Source organism: Thiosocius teredinicola, from assembly GCF_002009425.1.
Classification (GTDB): Bacteria; Pseudomonadota; Gammaproteobacteria; order Chromatiales; family Chromatiaceae; genus Thiosocius; species Thiosocius teredinicola.
Map to the genome: position 1 here is coordinate 1,946,652 of NZ_CP019936.1, position 24,731 is coordinate 1,971,382.

Consider the following 24,731-nt stretch of genomic DNA (forward strand, 5'->3'; position numbering starts at 1 on the left):
GGTGAAATGTTCGGGCTAGCCGCGCCTCGGTTCAGTCTTCGCCGACGACGCGTTCATCGCGTGGCGCACTCAACAGCTTTTCCGCTTCCACCTGATTTTTCGCAAAGATCAGGCGGCAGTCGCGATTGGGCTCGTCGCTGAGCTCACTGCGTTTGTCGCGTGCCAGCTTGCGCGCTTCTTTGTAGTTGTCGAAGGTCTCGATATGTTCGAGCAACTTTTTGGGACTGTCGGCGTGCTGCGTGATGTAGTACACGAAGTAGGGCATTTCGCTAACCGTTCATGCTTGGATTCGATAGGGACCGGAGTTTACCCCAGCGCGTCGCGCAAGCCGAATCGGTGAAACCCGGCCATCTGCGGGGATGATCGCGACTTCACTCGCTCGGCCGCTCGCTGGCGGCACCTTGCGAGAGGTTGTGCAGGTGCGCCCGCAGTTGCTGCTCGCGAGATTCGTAGAGCGCGGTCACCGCACCGATCTTGAGGCTCTTGCCCAGGCCGTCACGCCGCGCCGCGCCGCTGATGTCGAGCATGGCCAGTTCACTGTCGAAGAACGTCTGCCAGGCCTGTTGGCTGCGGTCGAATGCCAGCCGCTGACGGTTGTCGAGCCGGGTGCGGATAGCACGCGCGAGATCTTCTATGCGCTGCTGCAGTCGGGTTTGCTCCAACTTCTCGCAGCGCGCAATGCCGCCTGGACCGGGGGCGGTGTTGATACAGTCTCGCAGCGACTGGGTTTTGTTCGCCGGCGGTGCCGCGGGCGCGCTCGTCGCCAGCAAGGCGCACACCGCAAGTGCAATCAAGGCTTTGCGCGACCTCAACGCCTTGGTTAGTCTTGTCGAAAAGGGGTTTGCCCTGGGGTACGTTGAATGTCGGAAAGCACCACTGAGCGGAAGATCATCCGTTGGGGTAACCAGGTTTTTGAGTATTTTCATTTCCTTGGCCTGTTTGTCATCGGCGCCTCGATCGTATGGGCGTCGTGGGTCGAGGTGTTGGCGATCATCGAGCATGGCGGCCCCAGTATCAAAGACGTGCTGTTGCTGTTCATTTATCTCGAACTCGGCGCCATGGTCGGCATCTATTTTCAGACCAAGCGGCTGCCGACACGCTACCTGATCTATATCGCGATCACGGCGCTCACGCGAGTACTCGCTGTCGATGCCAAGACCATGGAAGATCGGCATCTGATTGCTGTGACCGCTGCGATCTTGATACTCGCCGTGGCCGTGCTCGTGCTGCGTATCGGAAGTTCGCGTTTCAACGAACGCGATCCGATCGAAAAATAATCCTGACCGGGGCGTACGATGCCAGAGTTTCCCAAAATCCTCACCGCCATTCCCCAACGCCGCTATCAGTTTGGCGATTACAACGTGACCGTGCTCGGTGACATCGAGAGTGGCGACCAGCGTAACTATCATTTCGTTGCGGCATTCGTCAAAGAAGGCGAAAGGCAGCCGCAGCTGTATATCGTGTCGGAGCGATTACCGCCAGGTCAGCGAGACCAGGGCAGCCATGCCTTGCGCGTGATCAACGCGGTAATGGACGAGACCATGGACACGGCTAACCGATGGGGCAATGTCGGCGAGTTTGCCGATCAGGCGCTGGAAATGGGCGGCCAGATGCTGGGGCTTGAGCAGGACACCGCCTATCCCCTGATGTGAGCGTCTTAGCGCGATAACGGTTCTACCGGGCCGGTAGCTCACTGGCTATCCACTGTGCCACGCGCTGTTCCAGATAGTACTCGGCCAACCCCGGCCAACGGCCCCCTACGAAACCGACGTGGCCACCGCGTTGTGGTATCTCGAGCCAGACGTTCTCCGGCAGTTCGTCGGCCTCCGGCGGCGTGTCCGGAAACACGAACGGATCGTTGCGTGCGTGCACGATCAGGGTCGGCACGCGGATTCTCGGGATGAACTGGCGGCTGCTGCATTGTCGATAGTAGTCGTCCGCACCGGCAAAGCCGTGCAATGGCGCGGTAACCTGGTCGTCAAATCGATAGAAATCGGTCAGCGAGGCAGGGTCGATATCCAGCGGCGAAACGATGCGCGAAAACTTGGCGCGATAGTCGGCGACCAGGCTGTCGATGAGGTGTTTCTGGTAGAGACGCGAAAGACCTGAGTCGAGGCGCTTGGCGGCGCGGTCCAAGCGAAACGGGATCGACGCGGCGACCGCGCGTTCGAGCGGTGAGTCGTCGCCCTGTTCACCCAGCCACTTGAGCAGCATGTTGCCGCCGAGTGAGACGCCGACCGCAGCAAACGGTGGGCGACCACTCGCCTCGATGATGTGTTCGAGTACGCGTTGGGCATCGTCGGTCTTGCCGCTGTGGTAACTGATCGGCAGTCGATTCGGCTCGCGGCCGCGACCACGAAACAACATCAGGCAGGTGCGGTAGCCGCGTTGCTGCAGCGCCAGCTTGAGGGCAGGGATGTAGTGCGAACCCAGCCCACCTTGCAGGCCATGAAACAGCAGCACGGTCGGTGCGTCGTGCGGCCCCGACCATGCGAGGTCGAGAAAGTCGCCATCGTCGAGTTCAAGACGCTCCCAATCGATGTTCAATCGGATGCGGCGGCGAAACAGCGCCGGCCACAGCGTCTGGGCGTGCGCCCCCAGCAGCCACCATGCTGGACGAAAGGCACTGTCGATGATCGGCATCAGAGGGTTTCTTTGACCTCGGAGTGGCGGTACAGGCTGGCGTACAGACCATCGTTGCGTAGCAGGTCGTCGTGGCTGCCGTCCTCGACAATCCTGCCGTTTTCGAAGACCAACGCGCGATCCGCCTGGCGGACCGCGCTCAAGCGGTGCGCGATGATCAGCGTCGTGCGACCGCGAAGAAACGATTGCAGCGCCTCGTGCAGGTGCTTTTCGGTGGTCGTATCGAGCGCCGAGGTGGCTTCGTCGAGGATGACGATCTTCGGATCGCTGAGCACCATGCGTGCAACCGCCAGACGTTGGCGTTGCCCGCCGGACAGCCGGATGCCATCGCGCCCGATCAGTGTCTCCAGCCCGTTCGGCAGATCGCGTACAACCTGGGAGAGTTGGGCGATGTCGAGCGCGTTCCACAGGCGTTCGTCGCTGGTGGGTCGGCCCAAGGTCAGGTTGTTGCGCACCGTGTCGTTGAACAGCGCAGGATGCTGCAACACGGTGGCGACATTGTCGCGCACCACGTCGAGCCCGATCTCGCTGACCGGCACGCCGTCGAAACAGACGTCGCCGCGGTGCGGCAGGTAGAGTCCAAGGAGTATCTGTACCAGGGTCGTCTTGCCGCCGCCGCTGGCGCCGACCAGTGCGACCTTTTCACCGGCGTCGATATGCAGGTTGAGCGAGTCGAGCACATCGGGGCCGTCACCGTAGCGAAAGCTCACGTTGCGCACATCGATGCTGGTGGTGCGCTTGTTGTCGAACGGGTTCTGTTTGGCCGGGTAGTGCGGCTCGAGGCCGACGTCCATCAGTTGGTTGATGCGGCTGAGTGCGGCCTTGGCGGCAAGGTAGGCGTACTGGATGTTCAAGATCTCCTGCACAGGCGTCATCATGAACCACAGATAGGCATACACCGCGAGCATCTCGCCGATCGACAGGTCGGAGAACAGCACCATGAACATGGACAGGGCGCGGAACAGGTCGAAGCCGAACAGGAAGACCATGAACGACAGCCGGTTGGCCGCATCGCTCTTCCAGGTGAACGCAGTCGAGCGGTCACGGATCGTTGCCGCCGCATCGATGACACGCTGTACGTAGTGACGCTCGCGGTTGCTCGCACGAATCTGCTGGATGGCATCGAGGGTCTCTGCCAGCGACTCCTGAAAGGTCTGGTAGGCGCTGTTTTCGCGCGACTTCAGCCGCTTCACCCGGCGACCGAAGATGGTGGTCAGGTAGATCACCACCGGGTTGAGCAGCAGGATGAACAGGGCGAGTTGCCAATGCATCCACAACAGCACGAAGGCCGTGCCGACCACGCTGAACACCGCGACAATGAACTTGCTGGTGGTCTGGCTGACAAACTGGTCGATGGCGTCGAGGTCGGTCACCAGATGCGAGGCGACGGTACTGCTGCCCAGCGTTTCGTACTCGGCCATCGAAAACCGTTCGAGGCGGTTGAGCAGGGTGCGACGGATACTGTAGATGACGTCTTTCGAGATGATTGTGAATTCGCGGGTCTGCCAGACGTTGAACACCAGCGTGAACAGACGCAGGATCAGGGTGAGCACCAACACCGCGGTGATATACAGCACAGGGCCGTGCCAGGACTCGGGAAACATGGCGTTCATCGAAGCGACCGCCGGTCCCGGCTGGTCGAGCAGTACTTCGTCGACCAGCAGTGGGATCAGCAGCGGAACCGGTACTGCAGTCAGCGCGCCGAGCACGGCGATAATATTGGCGATGACCAGTTCACGCCGGTGGCGCGCAATCATTTGGATTACTTCGGGCCACGTGTAGACTTGCGAGCGCAAGACGGGATGTTGATCGCGGGGTTCAGCCATGGCGAAAGTCTATCAAAGGCCCGCTTGCTTGCTGTTGCGACATCGCGACGACGCCGGCCAAAAGGAGTGTTTCTTGAAACGGTTGACAATCATTTTCTGCATTTTGCTGCAATGGACGGTCGCGTCGGCGGCTGACGAACCGTCGGCCGGGTATTCCCTGGATGGAAAACTCGTTCAGGGCGGCATGGTCGTTGGGCGTGCCCAGCCGGGCAGCAAGGTGACCCAGGACGGCCAAGCAGTGCGGATCAGCAAGGACGGCGTGTTTCTGCTGGGGTTCACGCGCGACGCACCGGAGACTTCCGCCTTGGAGATACGCAGCGCCGACGGCACTGTGATCAAAGAGACGCTGCAAGTGGCGCGGCGTGACTACAAGATTCAACGCATCGACGGTCTGCCCAAGCGCAAGGTGACACCGCGCAGCGAGGCAGACCTCAAGCGCATCCGCGACGACGTTGTGGCGGTCAAGCGCGCCCGGACGCGTGACGACGACCGCCAGGATTTCCTGGGTGGTTTTCAATGGCCGCTGGAAGGCCCGATTACGGGTGTCTACGGCAGCCAACGTGTGCTCAATGGTGAGCCCCGGCGCCCACACTTTGGCGTCGATGTCGCAGCGCCTGTCGGCACCCCGGTGCGAGCGCCGGCACCCGGGATTGTTACGTTGGCCGTGCCCGATATGTTTTTCTCCGGAGGGACCATGATCATCGACCATGGTCACAAGCTGACATCGAGTTTCCTGCATCTGCATAAACTGCACGCGAAGGTTGGTGACCGGGTGGAGCAAGGGCAGGTTGTCGCCGAGGTCGGCGCCACCGGTCGCGTAACCGGGGCCCACTTGGATTGGCGGATGAATCTGCGCGACCGGCGCATCGATCCGGAATTGCTTGTGCCGCCGATGCCGAATCTGAGTGCCAAGTGAGGATTGCGGTTACCCAGACCACTTATATGAGGTATTTTGTCTGCCTTACATGACCAGTGCCGGCGTGCGCGCCAGCCGCAGGCTTTGATTTGCCACAATCGGCGGCGATTTCCACCGTTACCCGCGGTGTAAACAGGTCATAAAAACCTGTTATATTTGGATTATCTAATATTTTGGGGAAACGAATAAGATGAAGCGGATCGCATGGGCGATTGGCCTGGTGCTCGGCACTTCTGTGGTTTCAGCGGCAGATCTCGCCGAGGTCTACCGGATGGCAACCGAGAACGATCCGGGGCTGCGCGCAGCGCGGGCCACGCGAGACGCGAATCTTGAGGCCAAACCGCTGGCCGAGGCCCAGTTGCGGCCGAACGTGGCCTTGACCGGTGATGCCAACTACCTGAACCAGGACATCAAGGACTCGGTTCGCGGTGCCTACGACGAAGACTACGGTACCGCCGACGCGGCCCTCCAGGTGGTCCAGCCGCTGTATCGCAAGGACCGCTTGATTCAGCTCGAGCAGGCTGAAGACCAGGTGGCCAAAGCCGGCATCGACTACAACGCCGCAGAACAAGACCTGATTCTACGTGCCGCCAACGCCTATTTCGGGGTGCTGTCGGCCAAAGACACGCTGACCTTCGCCGAAACCGAAAAGAAGGCGATCGCCCGCCAGCTCGACCAGGCCAAGCAGCGATTTGAGGTTGGCCTGATCGCTATCACCGGCGTGCACGAAGCGCAGGCGCGCTACGACCAGTCCCGCGCCGATGAAATCCTGGCGCAGAACAATCTCGATAACGCCGTCGAGGCGCTGTTGGAGATCACCGAGCAGAACGCGCTACCTCTGGCCGACCTGCGGCGCAATGTGCCGATGTTGTCGCCTGAGCCGGCCAGTCTCGAAGAATGGAGCAAGACGGCGACCAGCACCAACCCGGGCATCGTCTCGGCCCGGTACGATGCCGACATCGCCCGCAAACAGATCCGTTTGCAGGGCGCGGGCGACTCGCCGGCGGTTGACCTGGTGGGTTCTTATGCCATGGGGCGCTCGGGTTCCGACTTCGGTACCGATCAGAACACGGCGACGATCGGCGTCCAGCTCAATTGGCCCTTGTATACCGGCGGCGGTGTTTCGGCGGCGACCCGCCAGGCACGCTACCAGTACGAAGCGGCGCAAGAGGTGCTGGAGCAGCGGCGCCGTTCGGTGCAGACCCAGGTGCGCAACGCCTACCGAGGCGTCGAATCGAGCATCAGCCGTGTCAAGGCACTCGAGGCCGCCCAGGTGTCGGCACAGAGCGCCCTGGAGGCCACCGAGGCGGGTTTCGAAGTCGGTACCCGGACCCTGGTCGACGTGCTCGACAGCCAGCGCGACCTGTACCGTGCCAAGCGCGACCTTGCCCAGTCACGCTACGACTACATCATCAATACGCTGTCACTGCTGCAGGCGGCCGGCACTCTGAACATGGAAGATGTCACGACGGTGAACGGCTGGCTGGAACAACAGCCCTAGTCGACGCTTTCTATTGGCGCTCGCGCCGCGCGAACATCAGGCTGGTGATCTGCTCGGAGACGATGCCGATCAGGAACGTCAGCAGCGATGTCATGTAGAGCAGGGCGCTCATGTTGGTGAAGCGCGCCTCGGTGATGTAGGTGTAGACGTAGAGCGCCGAGGCCAGGCCGAACAAGACCCCGCTGATTGGCAGGAATAATTTCATCGGTGAATATAGCGCGCCGATCTTGAAGATGATGATCATGAAGCGCGCGCCTTCGCGCCAGATCTTCAAGTGGCTTCGGCCTTCACGTTGCAGCACGTCAATCGGTTCATAAGCCACCGTGTAGCCCGAACGGAAGAATGCCATCGTGCTGGTCGTCGGATAGGAAAATCCGTTGGGCAGCAGGTGGATGAACTCGCGAAAACGCCGCGCTTTGCAGATGCGGATACCGCTGGTCAGGTCCATGATCTGCTGGCCTGTCATCCAGGTCGCCACCCGGTTGAACACGAAGTTGCCAAACCGCCTGAACAGGCTGGCGTGATCACCCTGTTTTCGAGCGCCGATGATCATGTCGAGATCTTCGCGCTCGAACCGATTCCAAAGCGACATCAGGTGTTCCGGGGTATGTTGGCCGTCGGCGTCCATCATCGCGAGGTTGGTGCCGTGCGCGGCGCGTACACCGCGCTTGATCGCGGCGCCGTTGCCCATGCGGTAGGGGTTTGACACAACCCGGCATCCGTGGCGTTCGACGGTTGCCGCCGTATCGTCATCCGATCCATCGTTAACCACAATGATCTCGGCTTCGGGAAGAGCCGACCTGAGTTTCGGCAGCAGGTTGTCAAGACTCTTGGCTTCGTTCAGCGCAGGCAGCACGATGCTGAGTAAAGGCGGGTTGGTCTTTGCGTCCATAGATCCTTATTTGCCGAGCGCACTTTCGATGTGCTGGCGTACTTGTTCGGTCTCGTCTGTCTGTTCGCGATTACGAGCCACTGAAGCCGCTACGTCAAGGTGCTGCAGCGCTTCCTGCCGGCGACCGAGCTTTAGCAACAAGCGCGCGACGCGCATGCGGGGCTTCCATTGGGAGCGCCAAGCATCGGCGGCGGCAATCCCATGTTGCAGGGCTGCGTTCAGGTTTTTGGTGACGAACTCGTGATATTCGCGGTATGCGCTTTCGATGCCCGAGCGGCCGGTGTATCCCCATTTCGGATTGGCGAGCGCAGCATCCAGTATCGACTCGAGTTGCTCGTTGCCCATGGAACTGCCCCCGGCCTTCTGCCAATCGACGAGAAAACTGAACTGGCTCACGGATACCCGGGTTGGGCCAACGTCTCCATCTTTGAGGGCGTCGCTCAGCATGTTCACGGTGGCATCCGAGGGCCGCTGATTGAGGTGGAGGTCGAGTACGACCAAACCAAACAAGCAGTTGAGGCAGCGCGAGTCTGCCTCCAACCCTTTTAGCAGATAATCGGCGGCAGCTTGAGCAATCTGCGGTCTGGACTCGTCGGCATGTTCGACGGCAGAGATAAGAAACTGAGCCGCTGCGAAATTGGCCCGTGCCGACGCCGGGTGGTTGTTGGCACTGCTCATGACGAAAGTCTGGAAACTGGACCAGTTGTTCACGCGGACGAAGGTGGTGGCCGCGTAGGCAGCCAACAGCGCGACACCGACGGCGACCACGAGTTTGTGCTGTTTCAGACGGCGTGAACCGACGACAACCGCATAGCTCAGTGCCATGAGAGGCCCGAGCCCCGGCAGATAATTGCGGTGTTCGAACACCATTTCGAGCGCCAGCACCGTTGATTCCAACGCGTGACCGGCGAAGTAGAAGAGCACCGCGAAGGCGAAAACCGGGTGCTTGCGGCGCGTTATCCACGCGGTAAGCAACAAGGCTGAGATGCCCATAACCGCCAGTATCGTGATCGGTGGTGAGAACAAGCTGGTCGACAATGCGATATCGTCATGAAACAGGCCGAACTGCGAGATGTCGGGGATAAATAACAAGCGTAGGTAGAACCACAGTATCCGCGGCTGCGTCAGCACTCGCTCTTCGAGTGTGAACGGCCGTTCGTCGTAGTAGACGAGCCCGGGGTGGGTCATGAAATACGCTGCGCCCAAAATGAGCGGAACCACGATGTAGGTGACCTGCAGCGCTCTGAGCGCCCCTGGTCTGCGGCCAAGTGATACCTTGTTCAGGAGGGTGAGCTCACAGGCGAGCAGCAACAATGGAAGTAGGGCGGCGTTTTCCTTGCCGAGGAAGCCGATTGCAGCAAGAACCGGAACCAGCAACAGCCAGCCGAAGCCCGAGCGATTCTCCGCCAGTTGCAGCCGCCCCCACAGATAGGCGCTCAGCGACAGCAAGGTGAACAAGGCTGAGATCTGGGTCATACGTTGCACGGCGTACAGGACGGTGCTGACATTGATGGGATGCAGCAACCAGACGGCCATCGTGGCCAGCGCCCAGCCGAGTTCGTATTTCGCGTCGTACGTATTTCGCGCGATGGCTCGGTAGGCAAGGCGGGTGAACAGGAAGACGGCCACGCCCGTCAGGATATGGATCGCAAGATTGGTCGCCTTGAAGGCCCAGGGGTCTAATCCGGCGATAGCATGGTTGATGCCGAATGACAGCTGGGCAAGGGGGCGACTGGCAGGGAAATCGTTGAACGACGAATTCCAGGCGCGAAGCAATTCGCTTGCGGCTAGGGAGTTGATCTTGACCCACTGGTTCTGGACGATGTGGATGTTGTCGTCAAACAAAAACGGGCCGTTCAAGCCCGGCGTGTAGATTGCCAGGCTGGCGGCAACTATCGCTGATAGTGCAAGAAGTAATTTGTATTGCATTCTGTTTTGCGCGTCACAGTTTCAGATGGTCGCCGAATCCAATTGAAATGCAGCTTGTGCCCGATGTGGCTCAAAGTCGACTGCTAGTCAGCACAGGGCCGTGGCGGGCCACACGTGCTGCTGTACGCAGACTAGCGGCCGATCTGCCGGAAATTTGCGTAATTGGACAACAGCTAGCGGCTATAGAGTGGACCGACGAACACGAATACCGGATGTCGTGAGCGCTGTTTGGCAGCGAGTAGCCGTAGGATTTTGTCGACGAACATGTGGGACTCTGTCCTGAGGTGAGTAGGGCGGTGTCTGGTTCGGATTGGGGTTGCCCTGAGCGGTCAAGCAAGGTCTTAGGATGCCGGTGCTCAGGATCTGGAACATTGACAGGAAGGGACTGAGCGCTCACGCCAGGTAACCTCGAACTCTTGGTATCAAGTGACATTAAATGTCGCCGATAATCATGTAATTGGCTATTAAAACGAAAATGCTCTCGGCTTCACACCCAAAAAAGTTGCTCGGTTCACGATGATGGACAACAACGCGAACACCGTTGAGGTGGCCGCCGAAGGTCGACGTCGTGGCTATTGGCGCGAGGTCTGGCAGTACCACGAACTCTTGCTGTTTCTTGCTTGGCGGGATCTCAAGGTTCGCTACAAACAGACGGCTATCGGGGTTGCTTGGGTCATCCTGCGTCCATTGATCACGATGGTCATCCTCACATTCGTGTTTCAGCGCGTCGCGGGGTTGGGCAAGAATCTCGATGTGCCGTACCAGATGTTGGTCATCGCCGGTCTGCTTCCGTGGCATTTCTTTTCGACCGTGTTTGCCGAGTCTGCAAACAGTCTGGTCGCTAATTCTCAAATGATTTCAAAGGTTTACTTTCCGCGCGTATTGATTCCACTGAGCTCCTCGCTGGCCGGCGCGGTCGACTTTATGGTCACTGTGCTGATCCTTGTACCGTTCATGATCTGGTTCGGCGTGTTTCCGGGGCTTGAGATCTTGCTGTTTCCGCTGTTCCTTTTGCTGTTGATCTTGTTCACCCTGAGCATCGGGATCGGCTTTGCGGCACTCAACGTCCGGTTCAGGGATGTCAGGTTTATCGTGCCGTTCATCGTACAGATTGGCCTCTACGTGTCCCCGGTGGGCTTCAGCGTTTACGAGATCCCCGAGCAGTGGCGCGTGCTGTACAGCCTCAATCCGATGGTCGGCATTGTTGAAGGGTTTCGTTGGTCGTTATTTGGCGACTCGTACCCGGTTCCAACGTTCGCAGTTGCCGTCAGCGTTGCATGTACGGTATTGATCATGTTCGCTTCTTTGCACTTCTTTCGGAAGGTAGAACGTACCTTCGCAGACGAGATCTGAGCGATGGGTGCGGCGATAGAAACACAAAGGCTCGGCAAGTGCTATCAGTTGAGTCATAACCAATCGCCCCCATACGACACGCTGCGCGATTGGCTCGCGGCTCGATTCCGGAGGGGTTTCCGACCGATTCGACAGATTGTCCGCGAAGATTATTGGGCGTTGAGAGAGATAGATCTCCAGGTAGATCGGGGAGAAAAACTGGGGCTTGTCGGCGCGAACGGTGCGGGCAAATCCACGTTGTTGAAGCTCTTGAGCCGAATAACGGCCCCGTCCGAAGGCCGTTTGGCACTCAATGGCCGAGTGGCCAGTCTGCTGGAGGTGGGCACCGGCTTTCATCCCGAGTTGACGGGCAGAGAGAACATCTTTCTGAACGGGTCGATACTCGGGATGCGCAAAAAGGAAGTCGTGCAACGATTCGACGAAATCGTAGCCTTCTCGGGAGTCGAGCAATTTCTCGATACACCGGTTAAACGCTATTCGTCGGGAATGTACACGCGATTGGCTTTCGCAGTGGCTGCGCACCTGGAATCTGAGATTCTGCTGGTTGATGAGGTGCTGGCAGTGGGGGATGCGTGGTTTCAGAAGAAATGCATGTCCAAGATGGAAGACATGCATAGCAGCGGACGAACGGTGGTACTGGTTAGTCACAATATGTCGGCGATTCGCGCGTTTTGTGATCGGGCAATCTGGCTCGATCACGGACGCATCGTCGGTGACGGCGATGTGGGCGATGTCGTCCATGCCTATGGCACGTCAATCAGGGAAAGCGGTGATGCGTGCTCAGTAGTCAGATATGACCCTCAGTTAACGGATAGCGAACGGACTGTGGTCTTCCATTCTCTAAAGGTCAGTGACGCCGACGGCAATTCACGTGTCACCTTTGACAGCACGGAAGCGATCACCGTATCGATAGAGATAGAGCTGACGCGACCGGTGACAGGCTTGCTGGTTGGATTTGAACTCTACGCGGGCGACGGTAGCCTGGTGTTTCAATCATTCGTTGGCGAGAGCGGAAAGGCCGACGTTTCCGAAGCTGCAGGCCGCGATGGCGTAGTCATCTCGACACAGATTCCTCCGGGCCTTCTGGCCAATGGCAGCTATCACCTGACGATAGCGGCGGCTATACATGGCGTTCGTTGGCTGGTTCGCAAAGAGAAAGGCGTGCATTTCGGGGTTACGTTCAGTTGTCCTTCGGGCGAGTTCTTCTTTGCCCACCGCGACGGAGCTGTTGCGCCAATGCTCACCTGGTCGGTTCAATAAGCGGGAAACCAAATGTACAAGAAGATATTACGGCACATCGCAGAGCGCATCGCTGAGACAAGCGTGTTCGTTCAATCGAGAAGTTGTTACCTCGGTGACCATCGCGTGCTGACCAACACGGTACAAGGGTACAAAATGTATCTCGACAGCCGCGACATCAGTCTCACCCCTCATCTCATTCAGGATGGCATATGGGAAGACTGGGTGACCACAGCGATACAGCGGCTCGTCAGGCCGGGCGACAGAGCCGTGGATGTGGGTGCCAACGTCGGTTATTTTTCTCTTCTCCTGGCCGGATTGGTCGGTAAACAAGGCTATGTTTGGTCGGTTGAAGCGAATGCCGAGATTTATGAACTGGCATATCGCAATCTGGAAGTGAACGGTTTTCGCGATCGCAGTTCCGTCTCGATGTGTGCAGCGTATAAAGAGCAGACCACCCTCGAGTTCAAGGTTTATGAAAAGCACAAAGGTTCATCGTCGATTCATGTGCCCGACGGAGATCCGGAAAAATACAATGATTCGGTTACCACGGTGAACGTCGAGGCGAGAAAGCTTGACGACATCGTTGGCGAAGGTACCGTCAATTTTATGAAGATTGACGCAGAAGGCAGCGAGCCGGAAGTGTTGTTGGGTGCAGATCGGTTGTTGACCGAGAGCACGGATCTTGGGATTGTGCTCGAATTCGCGCCGAGTTTTTATGCAGGTACGTCGCGTGGAGCCGATCTGCTGGATCTGTTGTCGAGCCGGGGATTCTCGTTTTCGATGATCATGAAAGACAGCTCGATAAAGCCGGTGACGCGTGAACAGTTGTTGGCGCGAACAGAATACTGTGACGTCTATGCGTACAAAGGCGCACAACGCTTCTAGAGAAACTATGTGTCCTACCTGGTGACTCGGTAGTTACGCATGCGATGTGCGAGATATCAGGTTTCTGCGGGCGAAGCCTGATCGGCGAGCTTTGAGCAAGTATCCAAGAGGCGTCGCGTGGCCTGATCCCAGTCATGCCATTCGAGCGCATCATGCTGTTCCGGTTTGTTTTCAACGAATTCGACAATTGTGCGTTCTAGATCGTCGAGATCCTGGGTGACGAAGTATCGTGCCGAATCGCCCCCTATCTCTTTGAAAACCGGTATGTCGCTCGCGATAACATCCAATCCCTTTTGCATCGCCTCTACCAGTGGCAGGCCGAATCCTTCCGCCCGCGATGCGAAGATCAGTGCTGTGGAGTGCTCGTAGAAAAAATCAAGTTCGTTGTCATTCGCATTGGTATAGATGAAGAGATGTCGATTGACGTAGGGACTGTTGGTCATCGCTTCGACCAAGTCCTCGCACATCCATCCTACGCGACCGACGATGACGAGGCGTTCTGTTCGACCGGCGTCCCACATCCGGGTGAAAACCGCGAAAGCATCGTCGTAACCTTTACGTGGCTCGATTGTGCCGACCATCAGGAAGGTATCGGTCGCAAAATCCATGGTCTGGACGTCGCTGCGAATCGGCAATTCCTCGATGCCGGAATCCGGCTCGTTGGCGATGTCGGCGCCGGAATACCAGATTGCCGTTGGCAGGGCTGCTTCCCGTTGCATGTCATGGTCTTTGAAAAAAGCGAGTAGGCTGTTGAGGGTTGAATGCGAGATGCAGACAAATGCTGAGGAATGAGCGCATATCTGTGGTAGCAGACGTTTAAATGTCTTTACAAAATGCTTGTCGCAATATTGTGGATGGGTCACGGGAATAAGGTCGTGGATCATCGGCGCCACGATCAGTTTCTGGTTACGTCTCTTGTTCAAGGGCGTTACGACGTCATAGGCCCAGAAAGCGTCGGGCATCAACAGGAAATCGCCTGATTTCGGCTTTATTCGACGTATGCTTCCAGTCAACAGTCCGACAACGAAGGGCGTTTGCAACAAGGCATAACCGCCGTATCGAATCAGTCGCCGGATAGCGGAGATGAAATAGGCATAAGCCAGCCAGGGCGAGAATTTTTTGCTCTTTTGAATAGCCTTTTTCTCATGTGCCGACAGCCACACCGAGGCCTTGGTGCCACCGTGCATCACCGTGCTCATGTTCTGCGAGGCGAGCTGCAAGGCGTTGAAGCGGGGAGAGCGCCAAAAATGTCCAAAGTTCGACACGACCGGGACGAATTTCTGCCCTTCAGTATCCGACAATGCAACCGCGCGTTTTACGATATTGCGCACGACGCGTTGAATCCCCGTATTGATGCCCAGGTAGTAGGTCGCGGTGCAATCGATATAAATCGTTCTGGATGTTTTGGTCATTGTTCGGGGCTTGAGGGACTGTTCTTATCGCTGTGGTTCGATCGTAGTTTGAAAGAAAGCGCAGATCTTTTGTGAAATCGAAGCCCAAGAGAATCGCTGTGCGAGAAATTCCGAATGAGAACACAGTGTCGCGTAGAGGTCTGCGTTCGAAAGTATCTCGCGGAGACGCTCGGCCAGCCGCAACGCATTGTCGCGTGGGACGACGGATTCATCGTCGATCACCAGATCCTGCAGTCCACCACAGTCAGACACAACGACGGGCAGTCCGTAGGTCAGCGCTGAAGTGCCGACACCGCTTTGGGCATCGAAGTGCTTGTAGGGCATGAGCAGAACGTCTGCTGCCGAAAGGTAGTGGTGAATATCGGTTTCTTGTACGAACGCGAGGTCTAGACGCACGTTGGGTTCCAGTTTCAACGTTCGCACCGTGTTGTTGATTGCGTCTGCGCTATCCCATGCCTGACCGGCGATGATCAGCAACGTGTTTGGCTCGTTGTTGCGTAGCGTATCGACTGCCTTCAATGCAGTATCCCACCCCTTGTATTCGCGAACTGCGCCGAACAGAAGCAGCACTCGCTTGTGCTGAGCGATTCCCAGATGTTGTCTGGAGGCCCGTTTGTCCACGACTCGATCGTGTTTGAAGTCTGCGGCACCCATCGGGAATACCGCCGTGCGATCTTCGAATGCTGGGAAAACCTGGTGAAATACTTCTTCGTTGCGCCGCGAGTGCAGCAGAATCGCATTTGCCAGGGCGTAGAGAATGCTACTGGCAATCCGGTGCAACACGCGGTTGCCATTGTGTGGCGTTACGTTGTGGACGGTAACGACAACGGGTACGCCGCGGGCCTTCGCCGTGAGCGCGATGACGATAAGGATCGGCGCCAGGGGTAACGACCACCATTGCAGGTTGAGTACGTCGCCCTTCGCCCGCAAGCCGGCAGAAACCCAGCTCAAGGGGTTGTACCAAGCCAGTCGGCGATGGATCAACAGGTTCGGATGACGCGGAGGCTCGCTCTGGTCATCGACTTGGATCGCGCCGGGATAGAGTGCCTTTGGATAGAGCGCCGAAAAGCTGAAGAACTCGACTTCGGTATGTTCTGCCAGCGCCAGCGCGACCCCTTCACAGTAACTGCTTATGGCGCGCAGCGGCGGGAGTGTGCCGACCATGGTTATCCGTTCAGGGCACGAAACAGATGAAGCAGCGGAACGTTGGGTCATTTTCGACCAGTCATGGCGCAATTTGCGTTGAATGGCACGGCGGGCGACACGAGGGTGCCTAAGCCATTATCATTGGCCGAATAATTCAACTGCTTATCCAACATCCGTTTCCAAAAAATGTCCGGCAATACTATCGGAAAACTCTTTACGTTGACGTCTTTCGGCGAAAGCCACGGTATCGCAATCGGTTGCATCGTCGACGGTTGTCCGCCGGGTATGGCGCTCAGCGAAGCGGACATCCAGCCCGACCTCGACCGCCGTCGCCCCGGTACGTCACGCCATACCACGCAGCGGCGCGAGCCGGATCAGGTCCAGATTCTCTCCGGGGTGTTCGAGGGCAAAACCACCGGCACACCGATCGGACTCGTGATCTTCAATCAGGACCAACGTTCTAAGGATTACGGCGACATCGCACAGAAATTTAGGCCGGGACACGCCGATTACACCTATATCCAGAAGTACGGCATCCGCGACCATCGCGGCGGTGGTCGCTCGTCCGCCCGCGAGACTGCGATGCGGGTGGCGGCCGGCGCGATCGCCAAAAAGTACCTGCGCGAACGCTATGGCATCGAGGTGCGTGGCTACCTTTCAGCGCTCGGACCGATTCGGCCGAACGGCTTTGCGTGGGACCCGGTTGAGTCTAATCCGTTCTTCTGGCCGGACGCGGCGCAGGTCAGCGAGCTCGAAGACTACATGGACGAGTTGCGCAAATCCGGCGATTCGGTCGGCGCTGAAGTCTCTGTTGTCGCTACCGGCGTTCCTCCCGGTTGGGGAGAACCCATCTTTGACCGGCTGGACGCGGATATCGCGCATGCGCTGATGAGCATCAATGCCGCCAAGGGCGTAGAGATCGGCGCCGGTTTCGCGTGCGTCGCGCAGAAAGGCACCGAACACCGCGATCAGATGACGCCCGAAGGCTTTCTGTCGAACAACGCCGGCGGCGTGCTCGGCGGGATCTCCAGCGGGCAGGACGTCGTGGCTCGCGTGGCGTTCAAACCGACCTCGAGCATCCGCCTCGGCGGGCAAACGGTCGATGTTGCCGGCCACTCCACCGAGGTGATTACCAAGGGGCGTCACGATCCGTGTGTGGGCATCCGCGCGACCCCGATCGCCGAGGCCATGCTGGCGATCGTGTTGCTCGATCATGCCCTGCGCCAGCGTGGCCAGAATGCAGATGTGGCGCCGGATACCCCGGTGATCCCGGCCGGCAGCAGCAAGCCTTGAGGCGGCGCCGGCGAGGGATGCGCGCGCGATATCACGCCGAAGTCTGATGCCTTACTGGCGACTGTCGTCCTTTTACCTGTTCTATTTCTCGGTATTGGGCGCCCTGGTGCCTTACTGGGGACTGTTCCTGCGTGAGCGCGGATTCGATGCGGTAGCCATCGGTGAGCTGATGGCAATCTTGATGGCCACCAAGATCGTCGCGCCAAACCTGTGGGGTTGGTTGGGCGACCACCTGGGCCATCGCATGCGGATCGTGCGGCTGGCGTCGATGGTTTCGATCCTGGTGTTCGCCGGCATGTTCTGGGCGCAGGGGTTCTGGCCGATCGCGCTGGTCATGACACTGTACAGCTTCTTCTGGAACGCCTCGTTGCCACAGTTCGAGGTGATCACCTTTATCTACCTGAAAGAGCGCGTGGCACGCTATGCACAGATCAGGGTTTGGGGGTCGATCGGTTTCATCGTCACGGTGATTGTGCTTGGTTGGCTGGTCGACCTGCACAGTGCCGAGGTCGTGCTGCCAACGTTGCTGTTGCTGTTCGTCGCAATATGGCTGAGTTCGTTGACGGTCAAGGATCCGGACCCTGAGCCCCATCCGAAGGCCCAGCCGCCGCTTGCTGATGTACTTAAAAAACCGGCGATCATCGGCTTTTTTCTCGCTGTCTTTCTGATGCAGGCCAGCCACGGGCCTTACTACGCCTTCTACTCGATCTTCATGAAAGACCACGGCTACAGCGAGTCGCTGATCGGGCAGCTGTGGGCGCTGGGCGTGCTGGCCGAGGTCGGCCTGTTCCTGATCATGCATCACCTGCTCGGGCGGTTCGGTGCGCGTCGCGTGCTGATCGCCAGCCTGGTCATCGCCGCGCTTCGCTGGGTGTTGATCGGCAATCTCGCCGACTCGCTGTGGGTACTGCTGCTCGCGCAATTGATGCATGCCGCTACGTTCGGCACCTTTCATGCCGCCAGCATCCACCTAGTGCACCACTATTTTCAGGGGCGTCATCAAGGCCGGGGCCAGGCGCTGTACAGTAGCGTCAGTTTCGGCGCGGGAGGTGCCGTCGGCAGCCTGCTCAGCGGATATGCCTGGGACGGGATTGGGCCGGCGATGACCTTCGCGGGTGCCGGCGTCCTGGCGGTGCTGGGCGCACTGGCCGCCTGGTACTGGATCGATGCCCAGCATGATTACTAAACACAAGCTTGATCAGTAGGTAACGGCCGATGACCGACTACACACTTGGTGAACTTGCGCAAAAACTCGGTGCGACGCTCGAAGGCGATGCCGCTACGGTTATCGTCGGAGTCGCGGCGCTCGAAGCGGCCGGCGAGGGGATGCTGACCTATGCCGAATCCGACAAGTACCGCGAGCAGGTCGAATCGAGCGGCGCGGCGGCGATCATTGTCGGTGCCGACTTTCCCGCCACGGCAGGCAAGAGCCTGCTGCGCGTCGAGCGCCCCAAGCCGGCTTTTGTCGCCGCCATGGAGCTGTTCAGGCCGGCACGTGCCGTGATCGGCATCCACCCCACCGCGGTCATCGCCGACGATGCGCAGATCGGCGAGGGTGTCGGTATCGGCCCGTTGGTGGTGGTCGACAGCGGTGCCGCGATCGGTGCGGGTAGCCGAATTCGTGCCGGGGCCTATATCGGGCCGAACGTGTCGGTCGGCGAGGCGTGCGACATCGGGCCGAACGTGTCGCTGATGGACGACACACGGGTCGGCGATCGCTGTATCCTGCACCCGGGCGTGGTCATCGGTGCCGATGGCTACGGCTATTACTGGGATAGCGACCACCACCACAAGATTCCCCAGCTGGGGAACGTTGTGGTCGAAGACGATGTCGAAATCGGCGCCAACACCTGCATCGACCGGGCTACGCTGGGCGAAACGCGCATCGGTCGGGGCAGTAAATTCGACAATCTCGTCCAGGTCGGGCACAACAACCAGATCGGCGAACACGTGATCCTGGTGTCGCAGGTCGGCATCGCGGGCAGCAGCAAGCTGGGCAAGGGCGTGGTGGCGGCCGGGCAGGTCGGCATCGCCGATCACGTAACGATCGGCGATGGCGTGCAGATCGGCGGCCAGGGCGGCGTCAACACGGATATCGAGCCTGGAGAAAAGGTCTGGGGATCACCCGCCAAGCCGATGGCGCGCGAGATGCGTGAGATCGCTGCCGTCGGCAAGCTACCGGAACTGCTGCGCAGTTTTCGCCAGCAACAGCGTGATCTGGATGCATTGCGTGATCGCATCGCAGCCCTAGAAGACAAACCGGCAAAATAGCCCCTTTTACGTAACGACAAGAACACCGCCAGCCAACAATGACGTCCGACACCAACACAGGGAAGAGTACGCCCAGAAAACGCTGGTTACCGCTGGTCATTCTATTGGTGGCCGCCGGCGCGGCAGCCGCCCTGATCGCCACCAAGCCAAAGCCCACCCCCGTGCAGGTTAGCGAGCGCGCCTGGCTGGTCAGTGTCGAGCAGGTCGAGCGGGCGCGCCACAGCCCCACCGTCACGTTGTACGGCAAGGTCGAATCGCTGTGGTCGAGCCAGTTGACGGCCGGCATCACCGCCGACGTCAACGAGGTGCTGGTCGTCGAGGGCGACCGGGTCGAAAAGGGTCAGGTGCTGATCAGGCTCGACGACCGCGACGCGCGTCTGCAACTGGCGCAGCGTGAGGCCGAGCTCAAGCAGGCGGATGCGCGGATCGTCTCGGAGAAGCGTCGCCAGGAGGCCAATCTCGAATCGTTGCCGCGTGAACGCCGGCTGCTCGGCCTGGCGCGCAGTGAGGTTAAACGCCTGCAGGACCTGGTCGCGAAGAAGGTCGGTGCGCAGTCGCAACTGGACACCGCGCGCCAGGCGTCTGAGAAACAGGCAATCACGTTGGCGGCGCGTGAGCAGGCCGTGGACGAACACGAGGCGCGCCTGGCGGAAGTCGAAGCGGCGCGAGCGCGCGCCGAGGCGTTGCGCGATCAGGCGCAGCTCGAATTGGAACGCAGCGCGATTGCATCGCCGTTCAACGGCCGGATCGCCCGGGTACAGGTGTCGCCCGGGCGACGCGCCAGGGTTGGCGACCCGTTGATTCAGCTGTACGACACCGATGAGTTGGTTATCCGTGCGCAGATTCCCAGCCGACACCTGCCGCAGGTGCGCGCGGCGATCGATGCCGGTCGGCCACTGACGGTGCATGGCACGATCGACGGCATTGCCGTTGAAGGTAAGCTGCGCAGCCTGGCCGGTGAGGCGTCGAGCAGTACTGGTGGTGTTGACGGCCTGTTTACGGTAACGCGCGGCGCGACGCAGATAAGCCAGGGGCGTTTTTTGCGCGTCGAGCTGAACCTGCCGGCACGCAATGACCTGATCGCGCTGCCGCCCGAGGCCGTGTACGGTACCGACCGCATCTACGTTATCGATAGCGAAAGTCGCATGCGGCCGAAACGAGTCGAGCGCATCGGCGAGGCCCGCCGGCAAGGCAAGGTGGCGCGCGTCCTGATCCATGCCCCGCAGCTCGAACCGGGAACCACTGTCGTGACCACGCAACTTCCCAACGCCCTCGATGGCCTGTTGGTGCGCGTCGCCGAAGAGCGCTGACATGCCGTTTCAGCACCGCAGCGACATCGTCGGCATCTTTGCCCAACACAAGGTGGCGGCCAATCTCCTGATGGTCGTGATGCTGATGATCGGCGTCTGGGGCGTCGCCAATCTCAATGTGCAGTTCTTTCCGAACTTCGAGGTCGAGGTGGTCTCGGTACGCACCGTGTGGACCGGGGCATCGGCCGAGGACATCGAAACCTCGATCACCATCCCATTGGAACAGGCGCTGCGTTCTACCGACGGTCTCGACAAGATGACCTCGACCTCGAGCCAGGGCGTCAGTTCGATCCTGCTCGAGTTTCCGGAAGGCACCGATATGGGCGCGGCGACCGATCGGGTCGAAGAACTGGTCAATGGGGTGCGCAACATACCCACGGATGCCGAAGAGACCGAGGTCAGCCACGTGGTGCGTTACGAACCTATCGCGCGCCTGCTGATCCACGGCCCGGCCGATATCCGCGAGCTGCGTCCGTTGGCGCGACGCATCGAACGCGAGCTGCTCGATCGCGGCATTGCCAAGGTCAACATCACCGGCCTGCCCGAAGACGAACTAGCCATCCAGATTCCGCAGGCGACGCTCGAAGACCTCAAGCTGTCGCTGCGGCAGGTGGCCGACCGGGTGGCGGCGGAGTCACGCGATCTGCCGGCCGGTACGGTGGGGCGCGACGATGTCGGGCGCGAGATCCGCACCCTCAATCAACGGCGCAGCGAGGCCGGTTTCGAGGAACTGGCCCTGGTCGCCGACCGCGAAGGTCGGTTGATTCGCATCGGAGATGTCGCCGAGGTCGAGCGGCGCGCACGCCCCAACCAGGTCGAGATGACCTACCAGGGCGAGCCGGCGGTCGAACTGCAGCTGATGCGCTCGGCCAACGCCGATTCGCTTGAGTCCGCGCGCATCATGCAGGAGTGGCTCGCCGAGGCGCCCAAGCGGTTTCCGCCGGGGGTCGAGATCACCGCCTACGACGAGAGCTGGACGCTGATCAAGGACCGCATCAACCTGCTGCTGAAAAACGGCGCCAGCGGGCTGGTGCTGGTCGTTATCATCCTGTTCCTGTTTCTCAACGGGCGGGTCGCTTTCTGGGTCACGGTCGGTATCCCGGTGTCGTTCATGGCGACGCTGGCGATCGTCTACGTCGCCGGCGGCAGCATCAACATGATCTCGATGTTCGCCCTGATCATGGCGCTCGGGATCATCGTCGACGATGCCATCGTGGTCGGCGAGGATGCGCTGACCCACTATCAGACCGGCGAGAGTTCGCTCGAAGCCGCCGAAGGCGGCGCGCGCCGGATGCTCGCGCCGGTCATGTCATCGTCGCTAACGACGATCGCGGCCTTCATCCCACTATTTGCGATCACCGGTATCATCGGCAAGTTTCTCGGCGACATCCCGTTCGTGATCGTGTGCGTGATCATCGCCTCGCTGGTCGAGAGTTTCCTGATCCTGCCTGGCCACCTGCGCCACAGTTTCAAGGGCATCAAGCCGGCGCAGCCGGGCTCATTCCGCGAACGCTGGGACAAGCGCTTCAATCACATCCGCGATACGCATTTCCGCGCGATGGTCACCTGGGCGGTCAACAACCGCTTCGCGATCGTGGCGATCGCACTGGCCTTTGTCATCGTGTTGGTTGGTGTGCTGCGCGGTGGGCGCATGGGTTTCAGCTTCTTCCCCAATGTCGAAGGCAACGTGGTCGTTGCCAGCGCGACGTTTGTTGCCGGCACGCCGCCAGAGCGGGTCGTGGGTTTCATCAAGGACGTCGAAACCGCGGTATACCAGACGGACAAAGAACTCGGCGGCGGGCTGGTCAGGCTGGCCAATGTCGCCGAAGGCCTGGGTTTCTTCTCCAACGGGCGCCAACAACAGCAGGGCGAACAGTTCGCCACGGTCACGGTCGAGTTGATCCCGTCCGACCACCGCGAGGTGCGTAACGAAGAGTTCATCAAGGCCTGGGAAAACCGCCTGGTCAAGCCGCCCGGGCTCGAGTACCTGACCATCACCTCCCGCCAGGGCGGCCACCCGGGGCGCGACCTGGAGATTCGCCTGACCGGGCCGGATGCCGATCGCACCAAGGCCGCGGCGCTCGAGCTGTCGGATGCGATCGCCGCGATCCCGGGCGTGCAGGGCGTCGAGGACGACATGCCCTACGGACAGCAGCAGCTGGTTTACAAGCTCAATCCCTTCGGCGAGTCGCTGGGCCTGAGCGTCGAGGATGTCGGGCGGCAGTTGCGCGCCGCGTTCGATGGCCAGCTGGCGCAGATCTATAACGAGGGCGACGAAGAGGTCGAGGTGCGGGTGATGCTGCCCGATGCCGAGCGCTACCGCCTGACCGCGCTCGACGACTTCAGCGTGTTCCTGTCCAACGGCCAGACGGTGCCGCTGTTATCGGTGATCGACCTGGAGGAACGGCGTGGCTTCAAGGCGCTGCGGCATGCCGAGGGCCAGCTGGCGGCGACCGTGTATGCCGACGTCGACAAGAAGATCGCCAATGCGAACGAGGTCCGCAGCCAGCTGCGCGAGGAGCTGTTGCCGCAGCTGTCGCTTCGTTACGATCTGCACTGGGCGTTCACCGGCCGCGCCGAAGACCAGCAGGAAACCGCCGGCGATATGCAGCGCGGCGCCTTGTTCGCGCTGGCGATGATCTACATCGTGTTGGCCTGGGTGTTCGGCTCATACGGCTGGCCGCTGGTGGTGATGGCGATCATCCCGTTCGGCATCGTGGGTGCCCTGTACGGTCACTACGTGATGGATATCACGCCGACGATCCTGTCGATGTTCGGCCTGTTCGCCCTGTCGGGCATCGTGGTCAACGACTCGATCATCTTGGTCGTGTTCTACAAACACCTGCGCGAAAAGGGCATGGAGATCAAGGAGGCCATCATCGAGGCGGCCTGCCAGCGCCTGCGGGCGGTGCTGCTGACCTCGCTGACCACGATCGCCGGCCTGCTGCCGCTGTTGTTCGAGACCTCGTTGCAGGCGCAGTTCCTGATCCCGATGGCGGTGTCGATCTCGTTCGGTCTGGCCTTCGCGACGTTCCTGGTGCTGCTGCTGGTGCCGACGCTATTGGCTGGGCTGGAAACTACCCGGCAACGCATCGTCGCGTGGACCGCCGGCCGCGCCGCGTCGCCGGTGGCCGAGGAAACCGCCGACAAATGACGAGCCTCTGCCGGTCGTGACCGGCGGGTTTTCGTTGTCAGTCAGGTGCCTATTCAACGGGCAGCGTTACACACCTCGATCATCGCGCTGGCGGCGTTCGACAGGCTGCGTTTCTGGTGGGTGACCGCGCCGAGCTGGCGGGTGAGTCGCATACCGTCGATTTCCAGTGGAACCACCTTGTCGTCGAGCACGGTCGCCGGTAGAAGGCTCCAGCCCAGGCCGGTGGCGACCAGCATATGCAGCGTTTCCAGGTAGTTGGTCGCCATACCCACCTTCAGTTCGACACCGGCCTTGCGCACGGCTTGCTCCAGCACGCCGCGCGTATAGGTCGTCGTACCCGGCAGCACCGCCGGGTATTCGAGCAACTCCGTCAACGAGACCTTCGTTCTGCCGGCCAGCGGGTGATCCGGGGCCACCATGAAGGCCAGGGGATCGTCCCAGATCGTCGCCAAGTTCAGGTTGGGCGGGCGTTCCGGCGGCAGGGTGACGATTGCCAGCTCGAGGTCGCCGGTCTCGACGGCGCGGCAGGCGGCCTCGGAATCCATGAAGCGGATGTCCAGTTCAACCGCGGGGAACGCCTCGGTGAAACGCTTGAGCGGCGTCGGCAGGCGATGCAGCCCGATGTGGTGACTGGTGCCCATGGTCAACCGACCGCGCACCTCACCGGACAGGTCGCTGACCAGGCGCTTGAGTTCACGCGCGTCGTTGATCAGGCGGCGCGCCCGTGGCAGCAGGGCGCTACCGGTCGCGGTCAGCGACACGCGTCGCCCGATACGGTCGAACAGCTTGGTGTTCAGTTCACTCTCGAGCTGGGCCACGCGCTTGCTGACCGCGGGCTGAGTCAGGAACAGGGCCTCGGCAGCCTCGGAGAACGACTGGTGATCGGCGACCTCGACGAAGGCCTGCAGTGCGGCGATTTCCATTATTCCTCAAAAGAATTCAAACAATGAAAAACATG

Annotated in this window: 21 protein-coding genes; 12 read left to right on the forward strand and 9 right to left on the reverse strand. The window is 60.1% G+C overall.

Going from position 1 to position 24,731, the window contains the following annotated elements; all coding sequences use genetic code 11:
- Window positions 1-31: 31 nt before the first annotated feature.
- Window positions 32-265, reverse strand: a complete 234-nt coding sequence (locus tag B1781_RS09360) for a hypothetical protein (RefSeq protein WP_078119404.1) — start codon at window positions 263-265, stop codon at window positions 32-34.
- A 106-nt stretch (window positions 266-371) separates the two neighbouring features.
- Window positions 372-812 (reverse strand): hypothetical protein, encoded by a 441-nt coding sequence (locus B1781_RS09365; RefSeq protein WP_078119405.1) that lies wholly within the window; start codon window positions 810-812, stop codon window positions 372-374.
- A 48-nt stretch (window positions 813-860) separates the two neighbouring features.
- Here B1781_RS09365 and B1781_RS09370 point away from each other — a divergent pair, with 48 nt between their 5' ends.
- Window positions 861-1,277 (forward strand): phosphate-starvation-inducible protein PsiE, encoded by a 417-nt coding sequence (locus B1781_RS09370; protein WP_078119406.1) that lies wholly within the window; start codon window positions 861-863, stop codon window positions 1,275-1,277.
- Between the two features lie 18 nt (window positions 1,278-1,295).
- Window positions 1,296-1,652: a hypothetical protein gene (locus B1781_RS09375; protein WP_078119407.1), complete on the forward strand. Its 357-nt coding sequence runs from the start codon at window positions 1,296-1,298 to the stop codon at window positions 1,650-1,652.
- 22 nt (window positions 1,653-1,674) lie between these two features.
- Here the strand turns inward: B1781_RS09375 and B1781_RS09380 are convergent, their stop codons facing one another.
- The gene (locus B1781_RS09380) at window positions 1,675-2,643 is read right to left on the reverse strand and encodes a hydrolase (RefSeq protein WP_078119408.1); all 969 of its coding nucleotides are present in this window, start codon (window positions 2,641-2,643) and stop codon (window positions 1,675-1,677) included.
- Window positions 2,643-4,400 (reverse strand): ABC transporter ATP-binding protein, encoded by a 1,758-nt coding sequence (locus B1781_RS09385; RefSeq protein ID WP_078121998.1) that lies wholly within the window; start codon window positions 4,398-4,400, stop codon window positions 2,643-2,645. Before B1781_RS09385 ends, B1781_RS09380 begins: the two co-directional genes overlap by 1 nt.
- Window positions 4,401-4,542: 142 nt before the next feature.
- Here B1781_RS09385 and B1781_RS09390 point away from each other — a divergent pair, with 142 nt between their 5' ends.
- Together B1781_RS09390 and B1781_RS09395 are read left to right on the forward strand one after the other, a co-directional pair.
- The gene (locus B1781_RS09390) at window positions 4,543-5,385 is read left to right on the forward strand and encodes a M23 family metallopeptidase (protein ID WP_334223941.1); all 843 of its coding nucleotides are present in this window, start codon (window positions 4,543-4,545) and stop codon (window positions 5,383-5,385) included.
- 190 nt (window positions 5,386-5,575) lie between these two features.
- Window positions 5,576-6,886, forward strand: a complete 1,311-nt coding sequence (locus B1781_RS09395; RefSeq protein WP_078119410.1) for a TolC family outer membrane protein — start codon at window positions 5,576-5,578, stop codon at window positions 6,884-6,886.
- A gap of 10 nt (window positions 6,887-6,896) precedes the next feature.
- On the opposite strand, the gene B1781_RS09400 is transcribed toward B1781_RS09395, so the two are convergent.
- Both B1781_RS09400 and B1781_RS09405 read right to left on the reverse strand, forming a co-directional pair.
- Window positions 6,897-7,778 carry a glycosyltransferase family 2 protein gene (locus tag B1781_RS09400; RefSeq protein ID WP_078119411.1) on the reverse strand — a complete coding sequence of 294 codons (882 nt, stop codon included), beginning with the start codon at window positions 7,776-7,778 and terminating at the stop codon, window positions 6,897-6,899.
- A 6-nt stretch (window positions 7,779-7,784) separates the two neighbouring features.
- The gene (locus B1781_RS09405; protein WP_078119412.1) at window positions 7,785-9,707 is read right to left on the reverse strand and encodes a hypothetical protein; all 1,923 of its coding nucleotides are present in this window, start codon (window positions 9,705-9,707) and stop codon (window positions 7,785-7,787) included.
- Window positions 9,708-10,223: 516 nt separating this feature from the next.
- On the opposite strand from B1781_RS09405, the gene B1781_RS09410 reads away from it, so the two are divergent.
- From B1781_RS09410 to B1781_RS09420, 3 genes are read left to right on the forward strand one after another with little or no spacing between them, the layout of a single operon-like run.
- Window positions 10,224-11,060 (forward strand): ABC transporter permease, encoded by an 837-nt coding sequence (locus tag B1781_RS09410; RefSeq protein WP_334223942.1) that lies wholly within the window; start codon window positions 10,224-10,226, stop codon window positions 11,058-11,060.
- Between the two features lie 3 nt (window positions 11,061-11,063).
- Window positions 11,064-12,320 carry an ABC transporter ATP-binding protein gene (locus B1781_RS23150; protein ID WP_078119414.1) on the forward strand — a complete coding sequence of 419 codons (1,257 nt, stop codon included), beginning with the start codon at window positions 11,064-11,066 and terminating at the stop codon, window positions 12,318-12,320.
- Window positions 12,321-12,332: 12 nt separating this feature from the next.
- Window positions 12,333-13,187, forward strand: coding sequence for an FkbM family methyltransferase (locus B1781_RS09420; protein ID WP_078119415.1), 855 nt, complete (start codon window positions 12,333-12,335; stop codon window positions 13,185-13,187).
- 56 nt (window positions 13,188-13,243) lie between these two features.
- On the opposite strand, the gene B1781_RS09425 is transcribed toward B1781_RS09420, so the two are convergent.
- Both B1781_RS09425 and B1781_RS09430 read right to left on the reverse strand, forming a co-directional pair.
- Window positions 13,244-14,599, reverse strand: a complete 1,356-nt coding sequence (locus B1781_RS09425; RefSeq protein WP_078119416.1) for a glycosyltransferase family 4 protein — start codon at window positions 14,597-14,599, stop codon at window positions 13,244-13,246.
- 24 nt (window positions 14,600-14,623) lie between these two features.
- Window positions 14,624-15,763 (reverse strand): glycosyltransferase family 4 protein, encoded by a 1,140-nt coding sequence (locus B1781_RS09430; RefSeq protein ID WP_164513321.1) that lies wholly within the window; start codon window positions 15,761-15,763, stop codon window positions 14,624-14,626.
- A gap of 168 nt (window positions 15,764-15,931) precedes the next feature.
- On the opposite strand from B1781_RS09430, the gene aroC reads away from it, so the two are divergent.
- The 5 genes from aroC to B1781_RS09455 are packed head-to-tail and all read left to right on the forward strand — an operon-like array spanning window position 15,932 to window position 23,773.
- Window positions 15,932-17,038, forward strand: a complete 1,107-nt coding sequence (gene aroC / locus B1781_RS09435) for a chorismate synthase (RefSeq protein ID WP_078119418.1) — start codon at window positions 15,932-15,934, stop codon at window positions 17,036-17,038.
- A 46-nt stretch (window positions 17,039-17,084) separates the two neighbouring features.
- Window positions 17,085-18,224, forward strand: a complete 1,140-nt coding sequence (locus B1781_RS09440; RefSeq protein ID WP_078119419.1) for an MFS transporter — start codon at window positions 17,085-17,087, stop codon at window positions 18,222-18,224.
- 29 nt (window positions 18,225-18,253) lie between these two features.
- On the forward strand, window positions 18,254-19,309 hold the full coding sequence (gene lpxD / locus B1781_RS09445) for a UDP-3-O-(3-hydroxymyristoyl)glucosamine N-acyltransferase (protein ID WP_078119420.1): 1,056 nt from the start codon (window positions 18,254-18,256) through the stop codon (window positions 19,307-19,309).
- Between the two features lie 38 nt (window positions 19,310-19,347).
- Window positions 19,348-20,619: an efflux RND transporter periplasmic adaptor subunit gene (locus tag B1781_RS09450; RefSeq protein ID WP_078119421.1), complete on the forward strand. Its 1,272-nt coding sequence runs from the start codon at window positions 19,348-19,350 to the stop codon at window positions 20,617-20,619.
- Window position 20,620: 1 nt separating this feature from the next.
- Window positions 20,621-23,773 carry an efflux RND transporter permease subunit gene (locus tag B1781_RS09455; RefSeq protein WP_078119423.1) on the forward strand — a complete coding sequence of 1,051 codons (3,153 nt, stop codon included), beginning with the start codon at window positions 20,621-20,623 and terminating at the stop codon, window positions 23,771-23,773.
- A gap of 53 nt (window positions 23,774-23,826) precedes the next feature.
- On the opposite strand, the gene B1781_RS09460 is transcribed toward B1781_RS09455, so the two are convergent.
- Window positions 23,827-24,696 carry a LysR family transcriptional regulator gene (locus B1781_RS09460; RefSeq protein WP_078119425.1) on the reverse strand — a complete coding sequence of 290 codons (870 nt, stop codon included), beginning with the start codon at window positions 24,694-24,696 and terminating at the stop codon, window positions 23,827-23,829.
- Window positions 24,697-24,731 lie beyond the last annotated feature (35 nt).

Coding starts and splice junctions, on each gene's coding strand:
- B1781_RS09360 (WP_078119404.1), bottom strand. CDS start 265: ATGCCCTACTTCGTGTACTACATCACGCAGCACGCCGACAGTCCCAAA.
- B1781_RS09370 (WP_078119406.1), top strand. CDS start 861: ATGTCGGAAAGCACCACTGAGCGGAAGATCATCCGTTGGGGTAACCAG.
- B1781_RS09375 (WP_078119407.1), top strand. CDS start 1,296: ATGCCAGAGTTTCCCAAAATCCTCACCGCCATTCCCCAACGCCGCTAT.
- B1781_RS09380 (WP_078119408.1), bottom strand. CDS start 2,643: ATGCCGATCATCGACAGTGCCTTTCGTCCAGCATGGTGGCTGCTGGGG.
- B1781_RS09385 (WP_078121998.1), bottom strand. CDS start 4,400: ATGATTGCGCGCCACCGGCGTGAACTGGTCATCGCCAATATTATCGCC.
- B1781_RS09395 (WP_078119410.1), top strand. CDS start 5,576: ATGAAGCGGATCGCATGGGCGATTGGCCTGGTGCTCGGCACTTCTGTG.
- B1781_RS09400 (WP_078119411.1), bottom strand. CDS start 7,778: ATGGACGCAAAGACCAACCCGCCTTTACTCAGCATCGTGCTGCCTGCG.
- B1781_RS09405 (WP_078119412.1), bottom strand. CDS start 9,707: ATGCAATACAAATTACTTCTTGCACTATCAGCGATAGTTGCCGCCAGC.
- B1781_RS09410 (WP_334223942.1), top strand. CDS start 10,224: ATGATGGACAACAACGCGAACACCGTTGAGGTGGCCGCCGAAGGTCGA.
- B1781_RS23150 (WP_078119414.1), top strand. CDS start 11,064: ATGGGTGCGGCGATAGAAACACAAAGGCTCGGCAAGTGCTATCAGTTG.
- B1781_RS09420 (WP_078119415.1), top strand. CDS start 12,333: ATGTACAAGAAGATATTACGGCACATCGCAGAGCGCATCGCTGAGACA.
- B1781_RS09425 (WP_078119416.1), bottom strand. CDS start 14,599: ATGACCAAAACATCCAGAACGATTTATATCGATTGCACCGCGACCTAC.
- B1781_RS09430 (WP_164513321.1), bottom strand. CDS start 15,763: ATGGTCGGCACACTCCCGCCGCTGCGCGCCATAAGCAGTTACTGTGAA.
- aroC (WP_078119418.1), top strand. CDS start 15,932: ATGTCCGGCAATACTATCGGAAAACTCTTTACGTTGACGTCTTTCGGC.
- B1781_RS09440 (WP_078119419.1), top strand. CDS start 17,085: ATGCCTTACTGGCGACTGTCGTCCTTTTACCTGTTCTATTTCTCGGTA.
- lpxD (WP_078119420.1), top strand. CDS start 18,254: ATGACCGACTACACACTTGGTGAACTTGCGCAAAAACTCGGTGCGACG.
- B1781_RS09450 (WP_078119421.1), top strand. CDS start 19,348: ATGACGTCCGACACCAACACAGGGAAGAGTACGCCCAGAAAACGCTGG.
- B1781_RS09455 (WP_078119423.1), top strand. CDS start 20,621: ATGCCGTTTCAGCACCGCAGCGACATCGTCGGCATCTTTGCCCAACAC.
- B1781_RS09460 (WP_078119425.1), bottom strand. CDS start 24,696: ATGGAAATCGCCGCACTGCAGGCCTTCGTCGAGGTCGCCGATCACCAG.